Consider the following 17,406-nt stretch of genomic DNA (forward strand, 5'->3'; position numbering starts at 1 on the left):
TTGAAATGAGAGGTTGAAGACGTATGGCACAGGGAACTGTGAAGTGGTTCGACGGCGATAAGGGCTTCGGTTTCATCGCCCCCGACTGCGGCGCGGAAGACGTGTTCGTGCATTATTCGGAAATCCAGGGCAACGGATTCAAGAGCATGGAAGAGAACCAGCGGGTTGAATTCAACGTCGGACAGGGCGCCAAGGGTCCTGAGGCGGTCGAAGTAACAGCCGTTTAGCACGCTTTGACTCCTGTGGGCTGGTGGGATCCCGCCAGCCCACATCTCGTTCTACGGCAGCATTCGCAGCAATGCCTCAGCACCGCAATTGATTTCAAGGCCTCCCCAAAGCTTGCGGTGATCGACAGCGGACACGGCCGCTGCGAGTTGGGACGCCACCTTGGTGTGCTCGTGCCCATACTCCTCGCGTCCAGCCCGATATCCGCGTCTTGACCTCGCCGCGGCGTTCCAGGGTGTAGCGTCGAGTTGTTGGAAACCCAGCCAGCCCGGGATGCATCAGCCGATTATCCGCTGATCTCGACGAGCAACCGCTCACGCCGGACACGCCGGTAACAACCCCACGTCGGGATTACCTTGAAAACTCTCCCCGCATCTGGGTCGATATTCACCTCCGTTGTGCCGCACCACTTTTCTCACGCGCCGCGGATCGGGATCCTCGCCCCGTATACCGATCCGCCATGCGGGCTGGCACGGTTCAGCGTGGGCCTGTCGGGTGCGCTCAACGCGCAGCGGGGCGACGCCAAGATCATCTGGGCCGCCGACGGACATCTCTCCCCGTACAGTCGAGCGATTGTCGAGCGGGTCAACGACCCGGTGTCATCCGGCCCGGCCTGCACGGACCTGTTCGACGATGTCGACGTCGCGGTGATCCAGCACGAACACGGCGTCTACGCCGACGGAGTGGTCGATCTGGTCGAGGGTCTGCGTGTGCCGTCGATCGTCATCATCCATGCGATTCCCCGAAAGCCCACATCGCAGGATCGTTCGGTGCTGGCGGCAATCGCCGCGGTCGCGGACCACGTGGTCGTGATGTCCGAAGCCGCAAGGCAACGACTGTGTCTCGACTATGCCGTCGATCGACGCAAGATCACGGCGATCGCGCACGGGGCCACCGTCCCGACCGCCCCCCGGGTCAAGCGCCCGAGCAGACCCACCATTCTGACGTGGGGGTTGTTGCGCCCTGGAAAGGGCATCGAGAGGGTGATTGATGTGATGCCGTCGCTCAGCGACGTGCCCGGTCGGCCTCGTTTCGTGATCGCTGGTCCGACGCATCCCAAGGCACTGGCGGCTGACGGCGAGGCATACCGCGACGCCTGCATCGAACAGGCTCGGCGCGTCGGCGTGGCGGACTCGGTGTCCTTCGACCCCCGTTACTACGACGGGGCAGTGCTTGCCGCGCTCATCCAGCAGTCGTCCGTCGTGGTGCTCCCGTACGACTCCACGGAGCAGGTGAGCTCGGGTGTGCTCGCGGATGCCGTCGCCAACGGCAGACCTGTTGTGGCGACTGCATTTCCGCATGCCGTCGAACTGCTCGACAACGGTGCGGGCATCGTCGTCGACCACAAGGATCCGGGCGCGCTGGCCTCGGCGCTGCGCCAAATCCTCACGCAGCCCCGGCTCGCGGGGGACATGGCGGCGGAAGCGCGCGGCCGCGCCCCGGAGCTGGCCTGGCCCGTGGTGGCCAGTGCCTATCTCAGGCTTGCGCAGCATCTGCTGGCCGAAAGGCGGGCACGCGTGTGACGCCACTCGACATCGCGCCGAAAAGTTCGGCGCATCAGGAGGTTTCATTCATGACGGTTACCGTAACGCTGCCGGACGGCAGAACAGACGGCTACATGAGGTCCGGCGACGCTTACATCAAGCACCACGACGGCTCGCTCGATGTCGTTCGCGTCGGCGCCCAACAACCACACACGTACGCGTCAGGGGAGTGGACCGACGTCGAAGGCGACGAAAAAGGATGGAAGAAGCGACGTTTCCTGCGTTGACCCGCGGTCGGCAAACCAATCCCGCCCACGGCAGATCCCGCGCAGTAGAGGACGCTGTAACGATGACCGCGCCAGCACGATCCCCGGGCCGCACCGCATCCCGGCTCCCGTTCGGGTGACTGTGGCGTTCCAAGAACAACTCCTCGCCGCTGTCGACGGCCTACGTGGGACGGCGGCGGCCGACCGGCTGTGTGATGCGTGCGTGATGCTCTTCGACATCGACGCGGCGGCGATCTCACTGGTCTTCGATGGCGCCAATACCGGCACCTTGGGAGCCAGCAGCGCGCCGGCGCGCATGTACGACGAGTTGCAGTTCATCCTCGGCGAGGGACCATGCCTGGACTCCGTCAGCCGGCGGGGGCCCGTCCTTGTCCTCGATCTCGCCGACCCCGGTGAGGCGCGCTGGCCCATCTACGGGCCCGCCATGCTCGACATGAAGGTCCGTGGCGTCTTCGCGATGCCCGTCGTGGTCGCCGGGGAGTACGTGGGCGCTCTCGACCTTTTCCGCGCCGAACCTGGCCGGCTTGTCGAAGAACAGCTGTCCGGCGCCGTCGCCGCTGCGGAGCTCGCCGGTATCCCGCTGCTCGACCTGCTCGATGCCGATCTGCAGGCAGCGGTCGGCGACCCCGACAGCAGCGCGTGGGCAGAACTGCACGCGCTGTCCCGCTCAGAGGTCGGCCAGGCCACCGGCATGCTCGTCGCGCAGCTCGATCTCGAGCCCGCCGAAGCCTTGGTGCGGCTGCGCGCTTATGCGTATTCGACCGGCCGCAGCGCCACCGACGTCGCCCGCGACATCCTCGACCGCCGGCTTCGGCTCGAAGCCGACTGATGCGCCGGGCGGACACGGCAGAATGGAGGGAACGTGACTGACACCCCTCGCGAAACCCGCGTGCTGGACGCGGTGGTCTCCCTCGTCGACGTCCTGCTCGAGGATTTCGACGTGGTGGACTTGCTGACCGAACTCACCGAACGCTGTGCCGAATTGCTCGATGTCGCCGCCGCAGGCTTCCTGCTCGCGGATCCCCTGGGCAAGCTGCGCGTGCTGGCCGCCACCACCGAGCAAGTGCGCGAACTGGAACTTTTCCAGTTGCAGGCTGATGAGGGTCCGTGCGTCGAGTGCTACATGGCCGGTGAACCGGTCTCCGTCGCCGACCTGCAAGCCGTCACCTCGCGCTGGCCCGAGTTCGTCCCTGCAGCGCTCGACGCAGGCTTCGGATCCGTGCACGCGGTCCCGATGCGCGCGGCAGGCATCGTCCTCGGCGCACTCGGGCTCTTCGGCGTTAACACCGGCGGACTCAGCGACGCCGACGGCCTCGTCGCGCAGACCCTCGCTCACATCGCATGCGTCGCCATCCTCCAGGAACATGCGCCGACCCCGTCGACCGTCATGCCGCAACTGCGCGCCACACTGGCCCGTCGTGTCGTTGTCGAACAGGCCAAGGGTTTTCTGCGGGAAATCTTCGATGTGTCCGTCGAGGATGCCTTCGCCGTGCTCCGCTCCTATGCGCGCGCCAACGGCGAGCACCTCACCGACGTCGCACAACGCTTGATCACCGATCGCCACTCCCGCCCGATACTGGTCGCCGCGATCTCCGAATTCGTCAGGCCGCCAACACGTTAGGGGTGGCGTCGGGACTTCGCGCGCCGCACCGCCTCGTCGACCAGCCGCTGCGCCACGACGTGCAGTTTGATGTTTTCGGTCTGACTCAAGCGGGTCAGCCGGTCGAAGGCTTCCTCGGCGCTCGCGCCGGACCTGCTGCGGATGATCCCGACCGCCTGGTCGATGACCGCGCGGTTGCCCAGCGCCCGTTGCAGCTGCGCCGTCCGCTCCTGGGCGTGGTCGAGTAGCTGACCGTTGTTCACCGAGACCGCCGCAGGCCCGGCGAACTGCATGCCCAACTCCACGGCGTGCTCGCCGAACGCGTCTCGCGGACGGGCGTAGGTGTTGATGGCGCCGATAACCCGATCGCCCACGTTCAGCGGCAGCGACAACGCGGAATGCACGGCCATCCGGGCCACCCGCCCGCCGAACCGGGGCCACCGGCGGTCGCTGCCCAGTGACCCGCTCACTGTCGGGCGCCGCGATTGCATGCACGTGATGCAGGGCCCCTCGTTGAGCTCGTCGTATTGCACGCTGTCGATGTCGTACACGAACTGCGCGGTGGCCGCCCATGTCTGAATACACGGCGTGGTGCTGTGCGTATTCAGTAGCGCGACGCCCGCGCCGTCGACCCCGGGAATCGCTCGTGCCGCGAACTCCGCGACGTCTCGGAGCAGATCGAGCAGGCCGCGTGCGCCCGCCACCAACCCCGCCACGCCGGTCAGCCCGGCGTACAGGTCCACCTCGTCTGCCTCGAGTTGTGAGGCAGACAGGTTCGGCTGCAGTGCCGTTTCGCGGCCGGGCTGCGCGTCGTAATCGGCCATTCTGCGAAACGAATGTACTCGTTTGCGAAGCGGATATCAGTTCACGAGGGATAACGCGTGTGCGCGTCGCAGCTTGCCGGACGGGGTCTTGGGGATCATGCCCGGCTCGAGTACCACGACATTGCGGGGCCGCACGTCGACCTCGGCAAACACCTCGTGCGCAACCTCTCGCTCGACACGGCGCACCTGGCGGGCATCCGCGAAGTCCTTGCACTCCACGGCCACCGCGAACGTCTCCCGGGACAGCCCGGCGTCCAGTCGCACGGCCACGGCACAGCCCGGCCGTACCCCGGTCACACGGCCCGCGGCGCGTTCGATATCGGTCGGGTAGATGTTGCGGCCGGCCATGATGATGACGTCCTTGAGGCGACCGCACACCACGACATCGCCGGTTTCCGTGAGATAGCCCAGGTCGCCGGTGTCGTACCAGCCGCGCTCGTCCTGCGCTGGGATGAACCCGGCGACCGTGGTATAGCCCCTGGTCACCGGTTCGCCGCGGACCTCGATGACGCCGACTCCGCGCGGCGGCAGCACCGAACCGTCCTCGTCGACGATGCGCAACTCGAGGCCCCGCAACGGCCTTCCCAGGGAGACGAGTCGCCGGGTGTGCCCCCTGGTCGCGGGCACCGCGCGGTGCAATACGGCAAGCAGATCGGCGTCCACCTCATCGACGGCCATGCCGCCGCCACATTCGGAGAACGACACGGCGACCGTAGTCTCGGCCATCCCGTAGGCAGGGATGATCGCCCCTGGCTTCAGCCCGAACGGCGCACCAGCGTCGCACAGGTCCTCGACGTCGACCGGATCAACCTGTTCGGCGCCCGACAGCGCCCATCGCAGCGACGACAGGTCGAAGTCGCCCGGCGTGGCCTGCCTGCGCAGCCGTTTGGCGAACAGGTTGTAGGCGAAGTTCGGCGCGGCCGTCATGGTGCCCTTGTATTTGTCAATCAGCTTTGCCCACAACAACGTATCGCGCAGGAAGTCCATCGGCGTGATCTTCACCAGCTCCGCCCCGACGTACATTGGCACCGTCAGATAGCCCGTCATGCCCATGTCGTGAAAGCACGGCAACCAGCTCACGATCACGTCGGTGTCGACGTCGAAATTGCAGCCGTCCATCATGGCCTCGGCGTTGGCGACGATGTTGGCATGGGTGATCTGGACGGCCTTCGGCGATCCTGTCGAGCCCGACGTCAGCTGCATCAGCGCCACGTCGTCGTCCTCCGTTTCGACGGGCTCCTTCGGCGGGCTGCAGAGCAGCGCCTCTGCGGTTAGCACCGTTACGCCCAGCCCGGACAGCACCGGTGCGGCGGCCATGAACGGTTCGGAGACGACGACGGCTTTCGCCGCAATCATGGTGATGACATCGGCGGTCTCCCCAGCCCAACGGATCAGGTCAGTCCGCGGCGTGGGCTGGTGCAGCATCGTCAGACTGGCGCCGCGCATCCAGATGCCTTGGGCGGTTGGCGCGATCTCGACGGGGGCGCCGGCCAGCACAGCCACGGCGTCGCCTGAGCCGACACCGGCAGCGGCCAGGCCGCCCGCCACCCGGCGGGCCCGCTCATGCACTTCGGCCCACAGATGTCGGACGGGGGCGTGCGGTTCCCCGGTGACCATGCCCTTCATTCTCCACCGGGCGTTGCGGTACATCGTGTCGGTAAATTGGCTCACGGCAACCCCTTTGGCGGGCGAGCAGTTACGCCGCGCATGTGTTGTGTCGGAAACCGGCCGCGAATTTGCGCGCGCGCCAGCAGTATCGGGAGCCGCTGGGGTTCGACGATGACGGTGGAGGTTCGGGAACCCTTCTTGTTCACCCCAGGTCGTCCCTCGCTCCGGTCGGAGCGAGGTGCGCTGCATGTCAGACGCACCGACTGTACAGACCGCATGGCCCCTTGGACACGGCAGCGCGCCGATGTCCACGCGATCGTGATGGTTTCCGCATAACCCGCGGTCACGGAACCCCCCAGGCCCGAATCGCAAGCGTTGTACTTCGGCTGACGTCGGGGCTGCGGCCCTCTCGGCGGGGATCAGATCGCCGCCATGACGTTTCCGTGAGGCTGTGGCATCAACCCGGAAGTAGATTACAGTTCCGACCGCTCCGAGTTGCGGAAATCCGGCCGGTCGATGAGATTCAATCAGTTCCGTGTCCGTACCGCAAAAGACCAGGCCGGTCACTACTACTCGGCGTGTTTCGAGCTGCCCAGGGCCACGGCTGATTTCGCCGACCCAACGGTTTGACGCTTGTTCGGGCCCTCGAAGAATGAAAGGGCGCAGGCGCATTGCGCGCTCGCAAGACCGAACGCAGGGCCGCGAGCCGCCACGGCTACCGTGACCGCCGGCCGGTGTGACGACAGTTCTCCGAACGCGATACCCGATCAGCTGTCAGAATCAGCCCTATGAACGGCTTCGGTGGGCGCATCCTCACAACGCTCGGAATGTGCGCGGTGATGGCGGGCCTGTCCGCCGTGGCCGAACCGGCGGCAGCAGGCGCTGACGTCTGCGGCTCCGTCGGTGGGCGCCGAGTATCGGTAAGCGGGTGCGGTAGCGTCGCCGACGCCATCTCTCAGTAGGCGCCGCCGCCGGCGGAGTACGCACCACTGCCCGAGGACTTCGACGCCGCGCCGCCGCCACCGCCTCCACCGCCGCAGCCCAACATCAATGTGTGTGCCAATTTCGGCCGGCGGATCAGCGTCAGCGGCTGTGTTTAACCGCGCGTAGCCGCTGCGCCAGCCCCGACGCGCGCACCGCCCGCCGCTCGATGGCCGCCCGCACCGCGGCCTCCCCGCCCACCACGCGCACCCGCTCCTTCGCACGGGTCACCGCGGTGTAGAACAGCTCTCGCGTCAACAGCCGCGAATCCTCCTGCGGCAGTAACACGGTCACGTCGTCGGCCTGGCTGCCCTGCGACTTGTGGATCGTCATGGCGTGCATGGTCTCCACATCTGCCAGCCGGCTGGTGGCAAACGAAGCATCGCCGATGACCGCACGCAACATGTCGTCGCGCACCATCGTCACACCGGTGTCCCCGTTGTACAGGCCCAACCCGTAGTCGTTGGCCGTCACCAACAGCGGACGACCCGGGTACCACGCCGACCAGATCGCCTCGCCCGTCTCCTCCGTCAGCCACCGCTCGACCTGCCGATTCCAGTACGCGACACCGAACGGCCCCCGCCGGTGCGCGCACAAGAATCGATGCTCGTCCAGCACAGCCAGCGCGGCGTTCTGGTCGCCGAGCAGCGCCGCTGTCCGCAACGTAATAGCTTGCTGCACAAGCACTTTGCGCAGCTTGTCCCGCGAATCATCGGGCTGGAGCCATTCGATGTGCTCACCGCCTGCCCGCAACACCTCGACGGCCCTGTCCGCATCGCCGAGCCGGATCGCCGACGCCAGTTCGCCGATCGACTCCCCGAACCGGTGCGACGTCTTCAGCGCCGCGATCTTCGCCTCACCCAGCCCGTCGACCAGATCCGCCAGCACCGCGCCTGCCTCCACCGACGCCAACTGATGCGGATCGCCGACCAACACCAGCCGGGCATCCGGCCGCACCGCCTCCAGCAACCGGGCCATCATGGTCAACGACACCATCGACGTCTCGTCCACCACGATCACGTCGTGCGGCAACCGGTTTCCGCGGTGATGCCGGAACCGCGCCGACGTGTCCGGCCTGCTGCCCAGCAACCGATGCAAGGTCGTCGCATGCAGGCCGCTCAACGCCTGCTGGTCCGTCGGTGCCAACCTGGCAACCTCCAACTGCACTGCCTGGTGCAGTCGTGCCGCCGCCTTGCCCGTCGGCGCAGCCAGTGCAATGCGCAGCCGGTTACCGCTGGTCAACGACGCCAACAGCCGTGCCACCGTCGTGGTCTTGCCGGTTCCAGGACCGCCCGTCAACACCGTGAGCCCCTGCGACAGCGCAAGTTCGGCCGCCGCCCGCTGCTCCTCGAAGCCGTCCGGGAACAGCCGGTCGATGTCGGGCGGCGGAACCGCCGCCCGAGGCGTGACCATCGCCAGGATGTCGTCGCACACCTGCTGCTCTTCGAGCCAATACCGGTCCAGGTACAGCAGGTCGTCGTCGAGCCGCAGAATCGGCGGGTCGGTCAGCAGCGGGCTCGCCCGCACCGCCTGAGCGAGGTCGACCAGCTCGTCGGACTTCAGATCAACGCACACCGATCCGCCGCGCAGCGCCCGCACCAGGTATGCGATCGCAAGCGCCACGCGCTCGTCGGTCTCCTCACGCAACGCCGTGAGCCGTTGCGCCACATGCACATCGGCCGGCTCGAAGACATCGTTGATCGCGAGTTCGACCGTCATGCGACCAGTTCCGAGATCGCGGTGATCAGCGGCGAAGGCGGCTGCCAAATGAACACCCCCGCCGGGTGACCGTCGATGACCGGCGTGGCGGCACCACACATGCCCCGCACGAACAAGTAGATCACCCCGCCGAGATGCACCGCTGGATCGTATCCGGGCAGCCGCCACCGCAGGAACCTGTGCAGCACAACGGAATACAGCAGCGCCTGCAGTGGATAGTCGGAGTGCAGCATCGCCTCGGTCATCCGCGCCCTGTCGTAGTCCGCGGATGTCAGGGGCCGATCAGCGTCGCCGAGCCAGTTCGTCTTGTAGTCCACCACCACGTACCGGCCGTCGATCCGCAACACCGCGTCGACGGAGCCACTCAGGTATCCGCGAAGCGTCTGCCCGCCCAGCGCCGCTCCCGTGAGCCGGTCGGCATACGACGCGAGCGGATCGTCTTTCGGCAGGTGCCTGCGAAGCAGCTCGCCGGCATCACGCAAAAGCCCACCGGTCAACGGGAATTCGAAGTCCATCTCCCGCATGCGGTCGCGCAGCCCGATCTGACGCAATGTCGTACCGCCAGCCAACGGGCCCAGCGGAGTGTCGTGCATCGGCACCATCGCCGCCGCCAACTCGGACGCCTCCACGTCCACCGGCCACCACACCGAATGCCTGCGGATCTGCGCCTCCAACTCCGCGGCCAGGTCGACCGCGAACGGGTCCGCGGTCTCGAGCACCGCGTGCACCAGCGTGCCGAACTTAGCGCCCGTCGGCAGATCCGCCATCGGCGACGGCACATCGGGCCCGGATGCCCGTGCGGCCACCGGGATCTCGGCGACCTCATCGTCCAATTCGACGACTTCCGGTTCGCTGGACACCCCGCTGGTCTCCGCGGCCCGGATCAACCCCGAATACGACGTGCGCCGCCAGGTGGTGTCGATCGCGCGGTGGAAGTGTCGCACCTCGAACGAGACGTCGTCGGTAGCGTGCGCGACCGGAGCGGCCTGTGCGACCACCGACTCCTCGACGACCAGCGCTTCGGCTGCGGCCCACTTCTGCAGGCGCGCCATCGCGTCGTCGTCGGAAATCTTCGCAGGCACACAGCGATCGGGCACCGATGGCTCGCCTGGTTCGCGCCCCCGCAGCAGCCGAGACAGTCCGCCGTTGGGTTCGGCCCACGCAGGCGACCACCACGCCACCACCTGGGACTGCGCTCGGGTCATGGCGACATAGGTCAGCCTGCTGTCGTCGCTGGCGTCCTCTTTGCGGCCCTTGGCGGCGACCTCGTCGTAGTCGGCGCTGTCCTTCCCGCCGACGTGCAGGCAGCGGGTTTCGCCTTCGTGGTAGAGCACCAGTTCGTGGTCGGACACGTTGCGGTAGAAGTTGAACGGCAGATACACCACGGGGAACTGCAGCCCCTTGCTCACCCACACCGTCATGATCTGCACCGCCGCCGCGTCACTGTCCAGCCTGCGGTTGCGCTCGGTGATGGCACTTCGCTCTTCGCGTTGCGTGCGCAGCCAGTCGCGAAGCGCGGGCAAGCTGTACTGCTCGCGGTGCGCGGCGTCCTGAAGCAGTTGCGTCATGTGCGCCAAGTCGGTCATGTGCCGCTCGCCGTCCTGCCAGGACAGCACGCGGTCACCCATGCCGCTCAGTTGCGCGGCTTCGTAGATGGCCGCGACGCCGCGCTCGCGCGCATGGCTGGCCCACTCGCGCAGCGTCTCGGCGATCCGATCGGTCAGCTGATCGCCGCCCGCGGCAAGGCTTTCGGCCGTCTCACCGAAGAACATCGTCGCTGCCGCGGCGCGTACCACACCGGAGCGGTGTGGCTGATCGAACGCCTCCAACAACGCCAGCCAGTCCGCGGCGCCCTCCGAGCCGAACACATCCGAGTCGCCGGTGTACACCGACGGCACGCCGGCGTCGAGGAGTGCCCGATGGCAGACGCGGGCGTCCTTGTGGCTTTCGACGATCACGGCGACGTCGCGTGCCTGTAGCTTCTCGCCGTCGAAGGTGGCGTCGCTGGCCAGCAGCGCGCGGATGTCGGCCGCCAGGTCACGGCTGATGTGCGCCCGCAGGTCGTCGATCGGCAGGTTGTCGATCCCCCTGCGGCCGAACGTCGCTCGCTTGACCACCCGAAGCCGGAACGGGTCACAGCTCGGCGCGCCCGCGAGTCGGCTACCGCCGTGGTGGGCGTCGACCTCGTGCACCACGATTCGCGGGTCGCCGAGTTCGGCGCCGAGCATCACCTTCTGCAGTCGGTCGACGAGGGCGCCGTCGCTGCGCCAGTTCGTGCCGAGCGTCCGCTTGTCGCCCGCGGTCTCGGCCGCCGTCAAGTAGGTGACGATGTCACCGCCGCGGAACGCGTAGATCGCCTGCTTCGGATCGCCGATCAGGATGACGGTCGAGCGGCCGCTGAAGGCGCGGTCGATCACTTTCCACTGCACCGGGTCGGTGTCCTGGAACTCGTCGACCATGACGATCGGCCAGCGCAGGTGCATTCGGATACGTGCGGGGGAGTCGTCGGGCGTCAGCGCGTCGGCGAGTCGGGTCAGCAGATCGTCGTAGCCGAGGATGCCGAGGCGCCGCTTGCGGATTTCCAGTTCGGCGGCAACGTCTTTGGCGAACGCGACACATACCTGCGCCCGCGAATCGGGCTCCGGGTCCAGCGGCCGCAGTTGCGTCGCCGGATGGTTGACCACCTCGCGCGCCAACCGCAATGCGTCGGTGTAGGTGAGCGCGGGATCGTCGCGCTCCTGCCCGAAGTGGGCGAGGTACAGATCGTCGACGATCTCGGCGACCACCTCGTCGAGGCTCTCGACCAGCGTGACGCCGGTATCGCTGTCGCCGGCCACGCCAAGCGATTTCAGCACGAGTTGACAGAACTGATGTGTGGTCGCGATGGTCGCCGCATCGAAGCCCGCGAGCGCGTCACGCAGTCGGCGACGCCGGTCCGGGTCCTCTTCGCCGGCCGCCGACTCGACCAGTTGGCTGCGAACCCGGTCGCGCAGCTCCTGGCTCGCGGCGCGGCCGAACGTGATGAGCAGCATCTGGTCGAGTGTCGCGGCGCCCTCGGCGATATACCGCGTGACAAGACCGGCGAGCGTGTACGTCTTGCCGGTGCCCGCGCTGGCCTCCAGCACCGTGGTCGAGTTGGCTGCGGGCAGCGGATCCTGCAGGCTGAATGAGGGGATCATCCAACCGACCTCACCGCGCGCAGCAGCGGCAACCAGACCCGTTCGGCGTAGGCGCCAAGACCCTTGTCGATCAGGATCGACAAGTCCGCCCGTTCACCCCAGGCCCGCACATGCGCCGGCTCGGCGTCTTCGCCGGGGTAACGGTCGCCGGACTTCCACCGGTACCGCGCCTCGCCCTCAGGGCTGTCGCCGAAGTGCCGCGCCGCCGCCCACGCATAGGACGTCTTGACGGGCAACGGAATCGGCTCGCGACGTCCGGCGTCGTACACCGCGACCAGGTCCCGCAACAGACCTTCCGCATCGACCTCGGGGCGGCCGAGGCCTTCGGTGCGCAAGGTGCTGCGCTTTTTGGCTCTGCCGATGCAGATCGCCTGCCAGTCCGGCGCCTGGACGTGTGCGGCTAGGGCCAGCAACGGAATCCACGATGCCAGCAGGTGCTTGCCGTCCAGCTTCGAATACGTCACCGACACCAGCCGATCACCGAATACCGGCGACACCGTCCCGGTCAACCGGCGTCCACCGCCGAGGTCGACGTCGATGTCGTAGGCTCGCGGCTCGGCGCTGCGGTACCGCTGCGCGGTGTCGGCCAGTTGCGCGGCCTGGTTGGAGATCTCGAGTGCCTTGCGCCAGCCGAGCTGCCCAGGAGGCAGTGTGCCACGGCACCATTCGGCTTCACGGGCTTCCTTGGGCGACATGCCGCGCAGGATGTCGTGCAGCATGCGGTCGCCGACCGTCCACTCCTCGAGGGCGTTGATGTCGACGGGCATCGCGTCCTCGACGCCGTCAACATCCCACGGCAACGTGTAGTCCAGTGCCCGGAAGAATCCCTTCACCGGATCCCGGTAGAACGCGACGAGGTCTTCGAGCACGACGTCGTCGGGCGGCACGGGCGGCAGCGGGCCGGAGATGAACGGCGGTTGTGGCCTGCGTTGACCGGTGCTGGCGACGGCAGCCCGCTTCACTGTCGGGTCGAACGTGAACGGTCCGCCGGGTATCAGACCGCCGGGAATCACGTTGCGAATATCGAACGGCTGCAATGGATGTCTGACGACGATGCGGTCACGGATCTTGTCGGCCGTCGTGACGTCCAGCGAGTCGAGCAGTTCGGCGAGCGGCACCGCGGGCGGCCGGTCCTGGCCGGAGTACTCGTTGGCGCCGGTGTAGGTGATGACGAGTTTCTCGGTGGCCGCGCCGATCGCGTCGAGCAGCAACTGGCGGTCCTCGGAACGGATGTCGCGTTCACCGGTCATCGGATCACGGGCGAGCACGTCGTCGCCGTCGACGATGCCCTGCCGGGGGAACACGCCGTCGTCGAGGCCGACCAGGCACACCACCCGGTGCGGTACCGAGCGCATCGGCACCATCGTGCAGACGGTCAGCGTGCCGGTGCGAAAGTTGGCCCGCGTCGGCCTGCCCGCGAGGTGTCGTTCGAGCAGCGCGCGGATGTCGGGCAGACGCATGACGGTGTGCCTGCGCGCACCCGCCGTCTCCAGCACGTCGCCGAATTCGCGTTGCATCTGGCTTGTCTGCCACGCGTCGTCGTCGTCGACCCTGGTGAGCCTGCCGATGCCATCCGACAGGGCGGTGAGCCAATCCTGCAGTGGCCGTGCACCGTTCAGCGAGTCGACGGTGGTCTGCAGGCGGTGCACGAACTCGGCGAGCTGCCCTGCCAACTCGACCCGGTTGCTGCTCACGTCGTCGAGCGGCAGAGTGGACCCGATCCAGGCGTGCGAGTCATCGGACAGGGCCACGCCCGCCAGCACGCGGTCGATGCCGAAACGCCATGTGTTGTGCACGAAGTCGACGCCGAACGGCTTGCGGTGCTCCTGGTCGAAGCCCCAGCGGATGTTGGCCTGGCGGACCCAGCGGGTGATGCTTTCCAGGTCGTCGTCGGTGAAGCCGAACTGTGCGCGGACGGGCGCGGCCTGCGCGAGGTTGAGCACTTCGCTCGCGGTGACGCGGCTGCCCGCCAGGGTGAGCAGTTGGCTGGCGACGCCGAGCAGCGGATTGGTCTGGATCAGCGAGCGGTCGGCCAGCCGGACCCGAAGTCGGTGCGCCGGATGGGCACCGCGCACCACGTCGCCGAGCCCGAAGTCGGCGTTGATCAGCGGCGCGTAGGTCTCGATGTCCGGGCACATCACCAGGATGTCGCGGGGCTCGAGGGTGGGGTCGTCGGCGAGCAGGCCGAGCAGGACCTCTCTGAGCACGTCGATCTGACGTGCCGGGCCGTGGCAGCTGTGCACCTGGACCGAGCGGTCGTCGTCGCGCAGGGTTCGGCCGTCGGCGCGGAGGGCATTGGCCGCGATATCGGACTGCAGCCAGCCCAGCAGGGTGTCGGGATGGGCTGCGCCGCCATAACATTCGTTGGTCTGTCGGTCGGCAGGCAGGCTGCGCTGAAGCTCGCGCAGATCGCGGCCGAGGGTGGCCAACAGCGGGTGATCGACGTCGCGGTGGCTGGTGTCGTCGCGGCGCGGGATCGGCCCATGCCGGTCGGCGAGCTTGCGCCACAGGTCGTCACTGGGATGCGGTAACCACAGGTGCAGGTCGTGATGGGTGGCCAGCGCGTTGAGCAGTTCCACCTCGGTGGACGGCAGCCGGGTGTGGCCGAACAGCGACAGCCGCTCCGGTAGAGCCATAGGCGATTTGGCAAGTCGGGCAAGGGTTTTGGCGTGCCGGACATGCGGCGGGTCGGCCTCGACCTTGCCGAGCAGGGCCCGCCACAGGGGTGGCTGCCAATCGAGGTCGGGGTCGATGTCGCCGGTGCTGCCGCGTTCCCAGTCGATGAGCAGTTGCGGGCGCTGCCTGGCGTAGGAGGCGAAGAGGCCGGCGAGGCGTCGAGCGACGGCGTAGCGGCGGCCCTGGCGCAGTTCCTTCTCCTCGCCCGCTTCGAAGTGGCCGAGGTGGGCGGCCAGCGGCTTGCACCAGGCTTCGGTGCAGCTCGCGTCGATGACCTCGAGCAGCGGCCAAACCACGGCTTCGGGCGCCCAGGGATCGTCGTCGACGGTGCCGGTGGTCAGCCCGAGCAATTCGGCGATCAGTGAGCGCGGATTGCGGAACGCGATACCGGCGCAGACGCCGTCCTGGCCCGCGCCGCGGCCGAGGATGTGGGAGAGCCGCTGGCTCAACCAGCGCTCGATGCCCTTGGCCGGGACGATGATCAACTCTTCGGTGAACGGGTCGGCAAGGGGGGCGGACAGCAGTTGACCGAGACCGTCGGCGAGGAGATCGGTGCGCTCAGCGCGGTGGAGGTGCAGACCCATCAAAGCCCACCATAGGAGGTCGACGACGCTGGAACACTGCGTGTGGCTCCAGCCCGCGGCGCACGACTGTGCGCTCGGAGAGGCATTCCGGTTCAATCAGGAGGGTGACACTAAATGTGATGAACCGCCCCATCGTGGAGACGGAGTCGGGCAGCGTGCGCGGAACCATCGATGGCGGGGTCGCCGCGTTCCGGGGCATTCCCTATGCCGCGTCCCCGGTCGGGGACCTGCGCTTCGCCGCCCCCCAGCAGCATCCGATGTGGTCGGGCTTCCGCGACGCCGCAAGTCCAGGCCCGTCGGTTCCGCAAGGCCGGTCGCGCCTGGAAGCGATCATGGGTCCTCGCACTCCCGACTGGAACGAAGACGGCTCGCTCACCGTCAATGTCTGGACGCCGCGTGTTCCGGTCGCCGGCTCCGCTCGGGCCGCCCGGCCGGTGCTGGTCTGGTTTCACGGCGGCGGGTTCACCAGCGGCTCCGGCGGCTGGGATTGGTACGACGGCCGTGCCCTGGCTGCCGCGGGCGAGATCGTCGTCGTGACCGCGAATTACCGAATCGGCCCGCTCGGCTTCCTCTATCTGCCGGACGTCGGCGTCGAGAACCTCGGCTTTTTGGACCAGTGTGCGGTGCTCGACTGGGTCAAGCGCAATATCGGCGAATTCGGCGGAGATCCCGATGACCTCACCGTCGGTGGCCAGTCTGCCGGCGCTTTCTCCTCGCTCTACCTGGCCGCGTCACCGGTTACCGGTCCGCTGATCAGGCGCATCATCACCCAGAGTGGCCCCTTCGGGCTCGCCCCGCAATCCAGCGCCGAGGCGGCCGCCCACGCGGGGCGCTTCGTCGAGATCCTTGGTGTCAGTGGCGCCAAGGACATGCTCGCCGGGCTGCGTGCCGTCCCGGTCGACCGGCTGCTGTCCGCCTATGGGCAGCTCGCGGCAGAGCTTTCCGCCCCGGGTAAGGTCGCTTCGCCGATGTATCCCGTGCTCGGTGCTTCCGGGATTCCGGTGACGTGGCAGGAGGCGCTGGCCAACGGACGCCTCGACGGCAAGGACTTGCTGACCGGAACCACCAGAAACGAGATGGCCGCGTTTCTGGCTTTCGACCCGCAAATTCAGGCGATCACCGCCGAGCACGCTCGCGAACTGTTGGCCAGACAAGTGGACGGGGGTGCCGCGCTGTACGACCGCGCCGCTAGTCGGCGCCAAGAAGTGGCGCCGAGCGACGTGCTCACCGAGGTCGAGACCGAGATCGTGTTCCGCGACGGGACGCTGGCCATCGCCGACCACCAAGCCGCTGCCGGCTTTCCGACCTACGTCTACCAGTTCGACTACGTCCCGTCCGACGACCCCGCGCACATCGGCGCCGCGCACTGCAGCGAGCTCCCGTTCTTCTTCGACACCATCGACGCGTACCCCGACAGCCCCATGCTCGGCAAGCCCACCGCTGAAGTGCGCGACCTCGCCGATACGTTTTCGCGCGCAGTAGCGGCGTTCGTCGCCACCGGGCTGCCCGCCGACAGTCGTTGGCAGCCATACGAGTCCGGGAACGCAGCGACTGTTCGGCACTTCGCCTGATACTTGATGTCAGACGACACCATCAGCGCGTCGTCGACCCCCGACCGTCTTCGTGACCGGTGGCACTGTTCGCGACTTCGCCTTTGAGTTCGTCGACGACTCGTCCGAGCTCGTCGACCATCCAGCTGTCGAGTCCGCGTCTGCGGAAGGCGGCGAGCAGTTCGGTGTAGTACCACAGATGATCCTGGGGGTTCTTGCGGTTGAAGCGCTCCCACAGCTTTGGTCCGTGCTGGTGGTAGTCGCGAAGCATCGACCGCGCGTTGTCGAGCTTGTCAGCGACGGACACCAGCAGCGTGTCCTCGCCGACCTCGGCGAGGTGATCGATGTACTTGCGCTTGCGGTCGAACCATGGCGGTTTCGGCATCTCGTCAGTGTCGCTGCACTCGTCGACGATGCGTGCGACGTCCTCGCCGAAGGTGGTGCGGATTTCCGCGAGTGTAGGGGGACCGCCCTGATCCTCGACCGCGTCGTGCAACAGCGCCGCGATGGCTTGTGCCTCGGAGCCGCCGTCGTTGATCACCAGCCCGGCCACGGCCAGCAGGTGGCCGATGTACGGAATGTCGCCGCCCTTGCGGACCTGGGTGTGGTGCTTGTGCTCGGCGTAGACGAGCGCCTTGGCGAACTGGTCGGTCAGTATCGGTGTGGAGGTTTGCTCACTCAAATTCGAT

The 17,406-nt window shown here is 67.4% G+C and carries 12 protein-coding genes and 1 pseudogene; 7 read left to right on the plus strand and 6 right to left on the minus strand.

Going from position 1 to position 17,406, the window contains the following annotated elements; all coding sequences use genetic code 11:
• Positions 1–23 precede the first annotated feature (23 nt).
• The 5 genes from ACGFK1_RS05140 (at position 24) to ACGFK1_RS05160 (ending at position 3,617) form a co-directional block, all read left to right on the plus strand.
• Positions 24–227 (plus strand): cold-shock protein, encoded by a 204-nt coding sequence (locus ACGFK1_RS05140; RefSeq protein WP_393426638.1) that lies wholly within the window; start codon positions 24–26, stop codon positions 225–227.
• Positions 228–623: 396 nt separating this feature from the next.
• Positions 624–1,748 (plus strand): glycosyltransferase, encoded by a 1,125-nt coding sequence (locus tag ACGFK1_RS05145; protein ID WP_393426641.1) that lies wholly within the window; start codon positions 624–626, stop codon positions 1,746–1,748.
• Positions 1,749–1,798: 50 nt separating this feature from the next.
• Positions 1,799–1,996, plus strand: a complete 198-nt coding sequence (locus ACGFK1_RS05150) for a hypothetical protein (RefSeq protein ID WP_393426644.1) — start codon at positions 1,799–1,801, stop codon at positions 1,994–1,996.
• A 121-nt stretch (positions 1,997–2,117) separates the two neighbouring features.
• Positions 2,118–2,825, plus strand: coding sequence for a GAF and ANTAR domain-containing protein (locus ACGFK1_RS05155; protein ID WP_393427855.1), 708 nt, complete (start codon positions 2,118–2,120; stop codon positions 2,823–2,825).
• Between the two features lie 33 nt (positions 2,826–2,858).
• Complete coding sequence (locus ACGFK1_RS05160; RefSeq protein WP_393426647.1) at positions 2,859–3,617, plus strand: GAF and ANTAR domain-containing protein; 759 nt, start codon at positions 2,859–2,861, stop codon at positions 3,615–3,617.
• On the opposite strand, the gene ACGFK1_RS05165 is transcribed toward ACGFK1_RS05160, so the two are convergent.
• Together ACGFK1_RS05165 and ACGFK1_RS05170 are read right to left on the minus strand one after the other, a co-directional pair.
• On the minus strand, positions 3,614–4,420 hold the full coding sequence (locus ACGFK1_RS05165) for a GAF and ANTAR domain-containing protein (protein WP_393426650.1): 807 nt from the start codon (positions 4,418–4,420) through the stop codon (positions 3,614–3,616). The genes ACGFK1_RS05160 and ACGFK1_RS05165 overlap by 4 nt on opposite strands.
• Positions 4,421–4,456: 36 nt before the next feature.
• Positions 4,457–6,091 carry a fatty acyl-AMP ligase gene (locus tag ACGFK1_RS05170; protein WP_393426653.1) on the minus strand — a complete coding sequence of 545 codons (1,635 nt, stop codon included), beginning with the start codon at positions 6,089–6,091 and terminating at the stop codon, positions 4,457–4,459.
• 764 nt (positions 6,092–6,855) lie between these two features.
• Here ACGFK1_RS05170 and ACGFK1_RS05175 point away from each other — a divergent pair.
• A pseudogene (locus ACGFK1_RS05175) lies at positions 6,856–7,128 on the plus strand (hypothetical protein).
• On the opposite strand, the gene recD reads toward ACGFK1_RS05175, so the two are convergent.
• The 3 genes from recD to recC are packed head-to-tail and all read right to left on the minus strand — an operon-like array spanning position 7,112 to position 15,167.
• Positions 7,112–8,728, minus strand: coding sequence for an exodeoxyribonuclease V subunit alpha (gene recD, locus ACGFK1_RS05180; RefSeq protein WP_393426656.1), 1,617 nt, complete (start codon positions 8,726–8,728; stop codon positions 7,112–7,114). The pseudogene ACGFK1_RS05175 and the gene recD sit on opposite strands and share 17 nt — an antisense overlap.
• Complete coding sequence (recB, locus tag ACGFK1_RS05185) at positions 8,725–11,907, minus strand: exodeoxyribonuclease V subunit beta (protein WP_393426659.1); 3,183 nt, start codon at positions 11,905–11,907, stop codon at positions 8,725–8,727. Before recB ends, recD begins: the two co-directional genes overlap by 4 nt.
• Positions 11,904–15,167, minus strand: a complete 3,264-nt coding sequence (gene recC, locus ACGFK1_RS05190; protein ID WP_393426662.1) for an exodeoxyribonuclease V subunit gamma — start codon at positions 15,165–15,167, stop codon at positions 11,904–11,906. Before recC ends, recB begins: the two co-directional genes overlap by 4 nt.
• 119 nt (positions 15,168–15,286) lie before the next feature.
• Between recC and ACGFK1_RS05195 the strand changes: the two genes are divergently transcribed.
• Positions 15,287–16,738 carry a carboxylesterase/lipase family protein gene (locus ACGFK1_RS05195; RefSeq protein ID WP_393426665.1) on the plus strand — a complete coding sequence of 484 codons (1,452 nt, stop codon included), beginning with the start codon at positions 15,287–15,289 and terminating at the stop codon, positions 16,736–16,738.
• A 22-nt stretch (positions 16,739–16,760) separates the two neighbouring features.
• Here ACGFK1_RS05195 and ACGFK1_RS05200 read toward each other — a convergent pair whose 3' ends face one another.
• On the minus strand, positions 16,761–17,399 hold the full coding sequence (locus ACGFK1_RS05200) for an HD domain-containing protein (RefSeq protein ID WP_393426668.1): 639 nt from the start codon (positions 17,397–17,399) through the stop codon (positions 16,761–16,763).
• Positions 17,400–17,406 lie beyond the last annotated feature (7 nt).

It is taken from the genome of Mycobacterium sp. NPDC048908 (genome assembly GCF_043197955.1).
In the GTDB taxonomy this organism is placed as follows: Bacteria; Actinomycetota; Actinomycetes; order Mycobacteriales; family Mycobacteriaceae; genus Mycobacterium.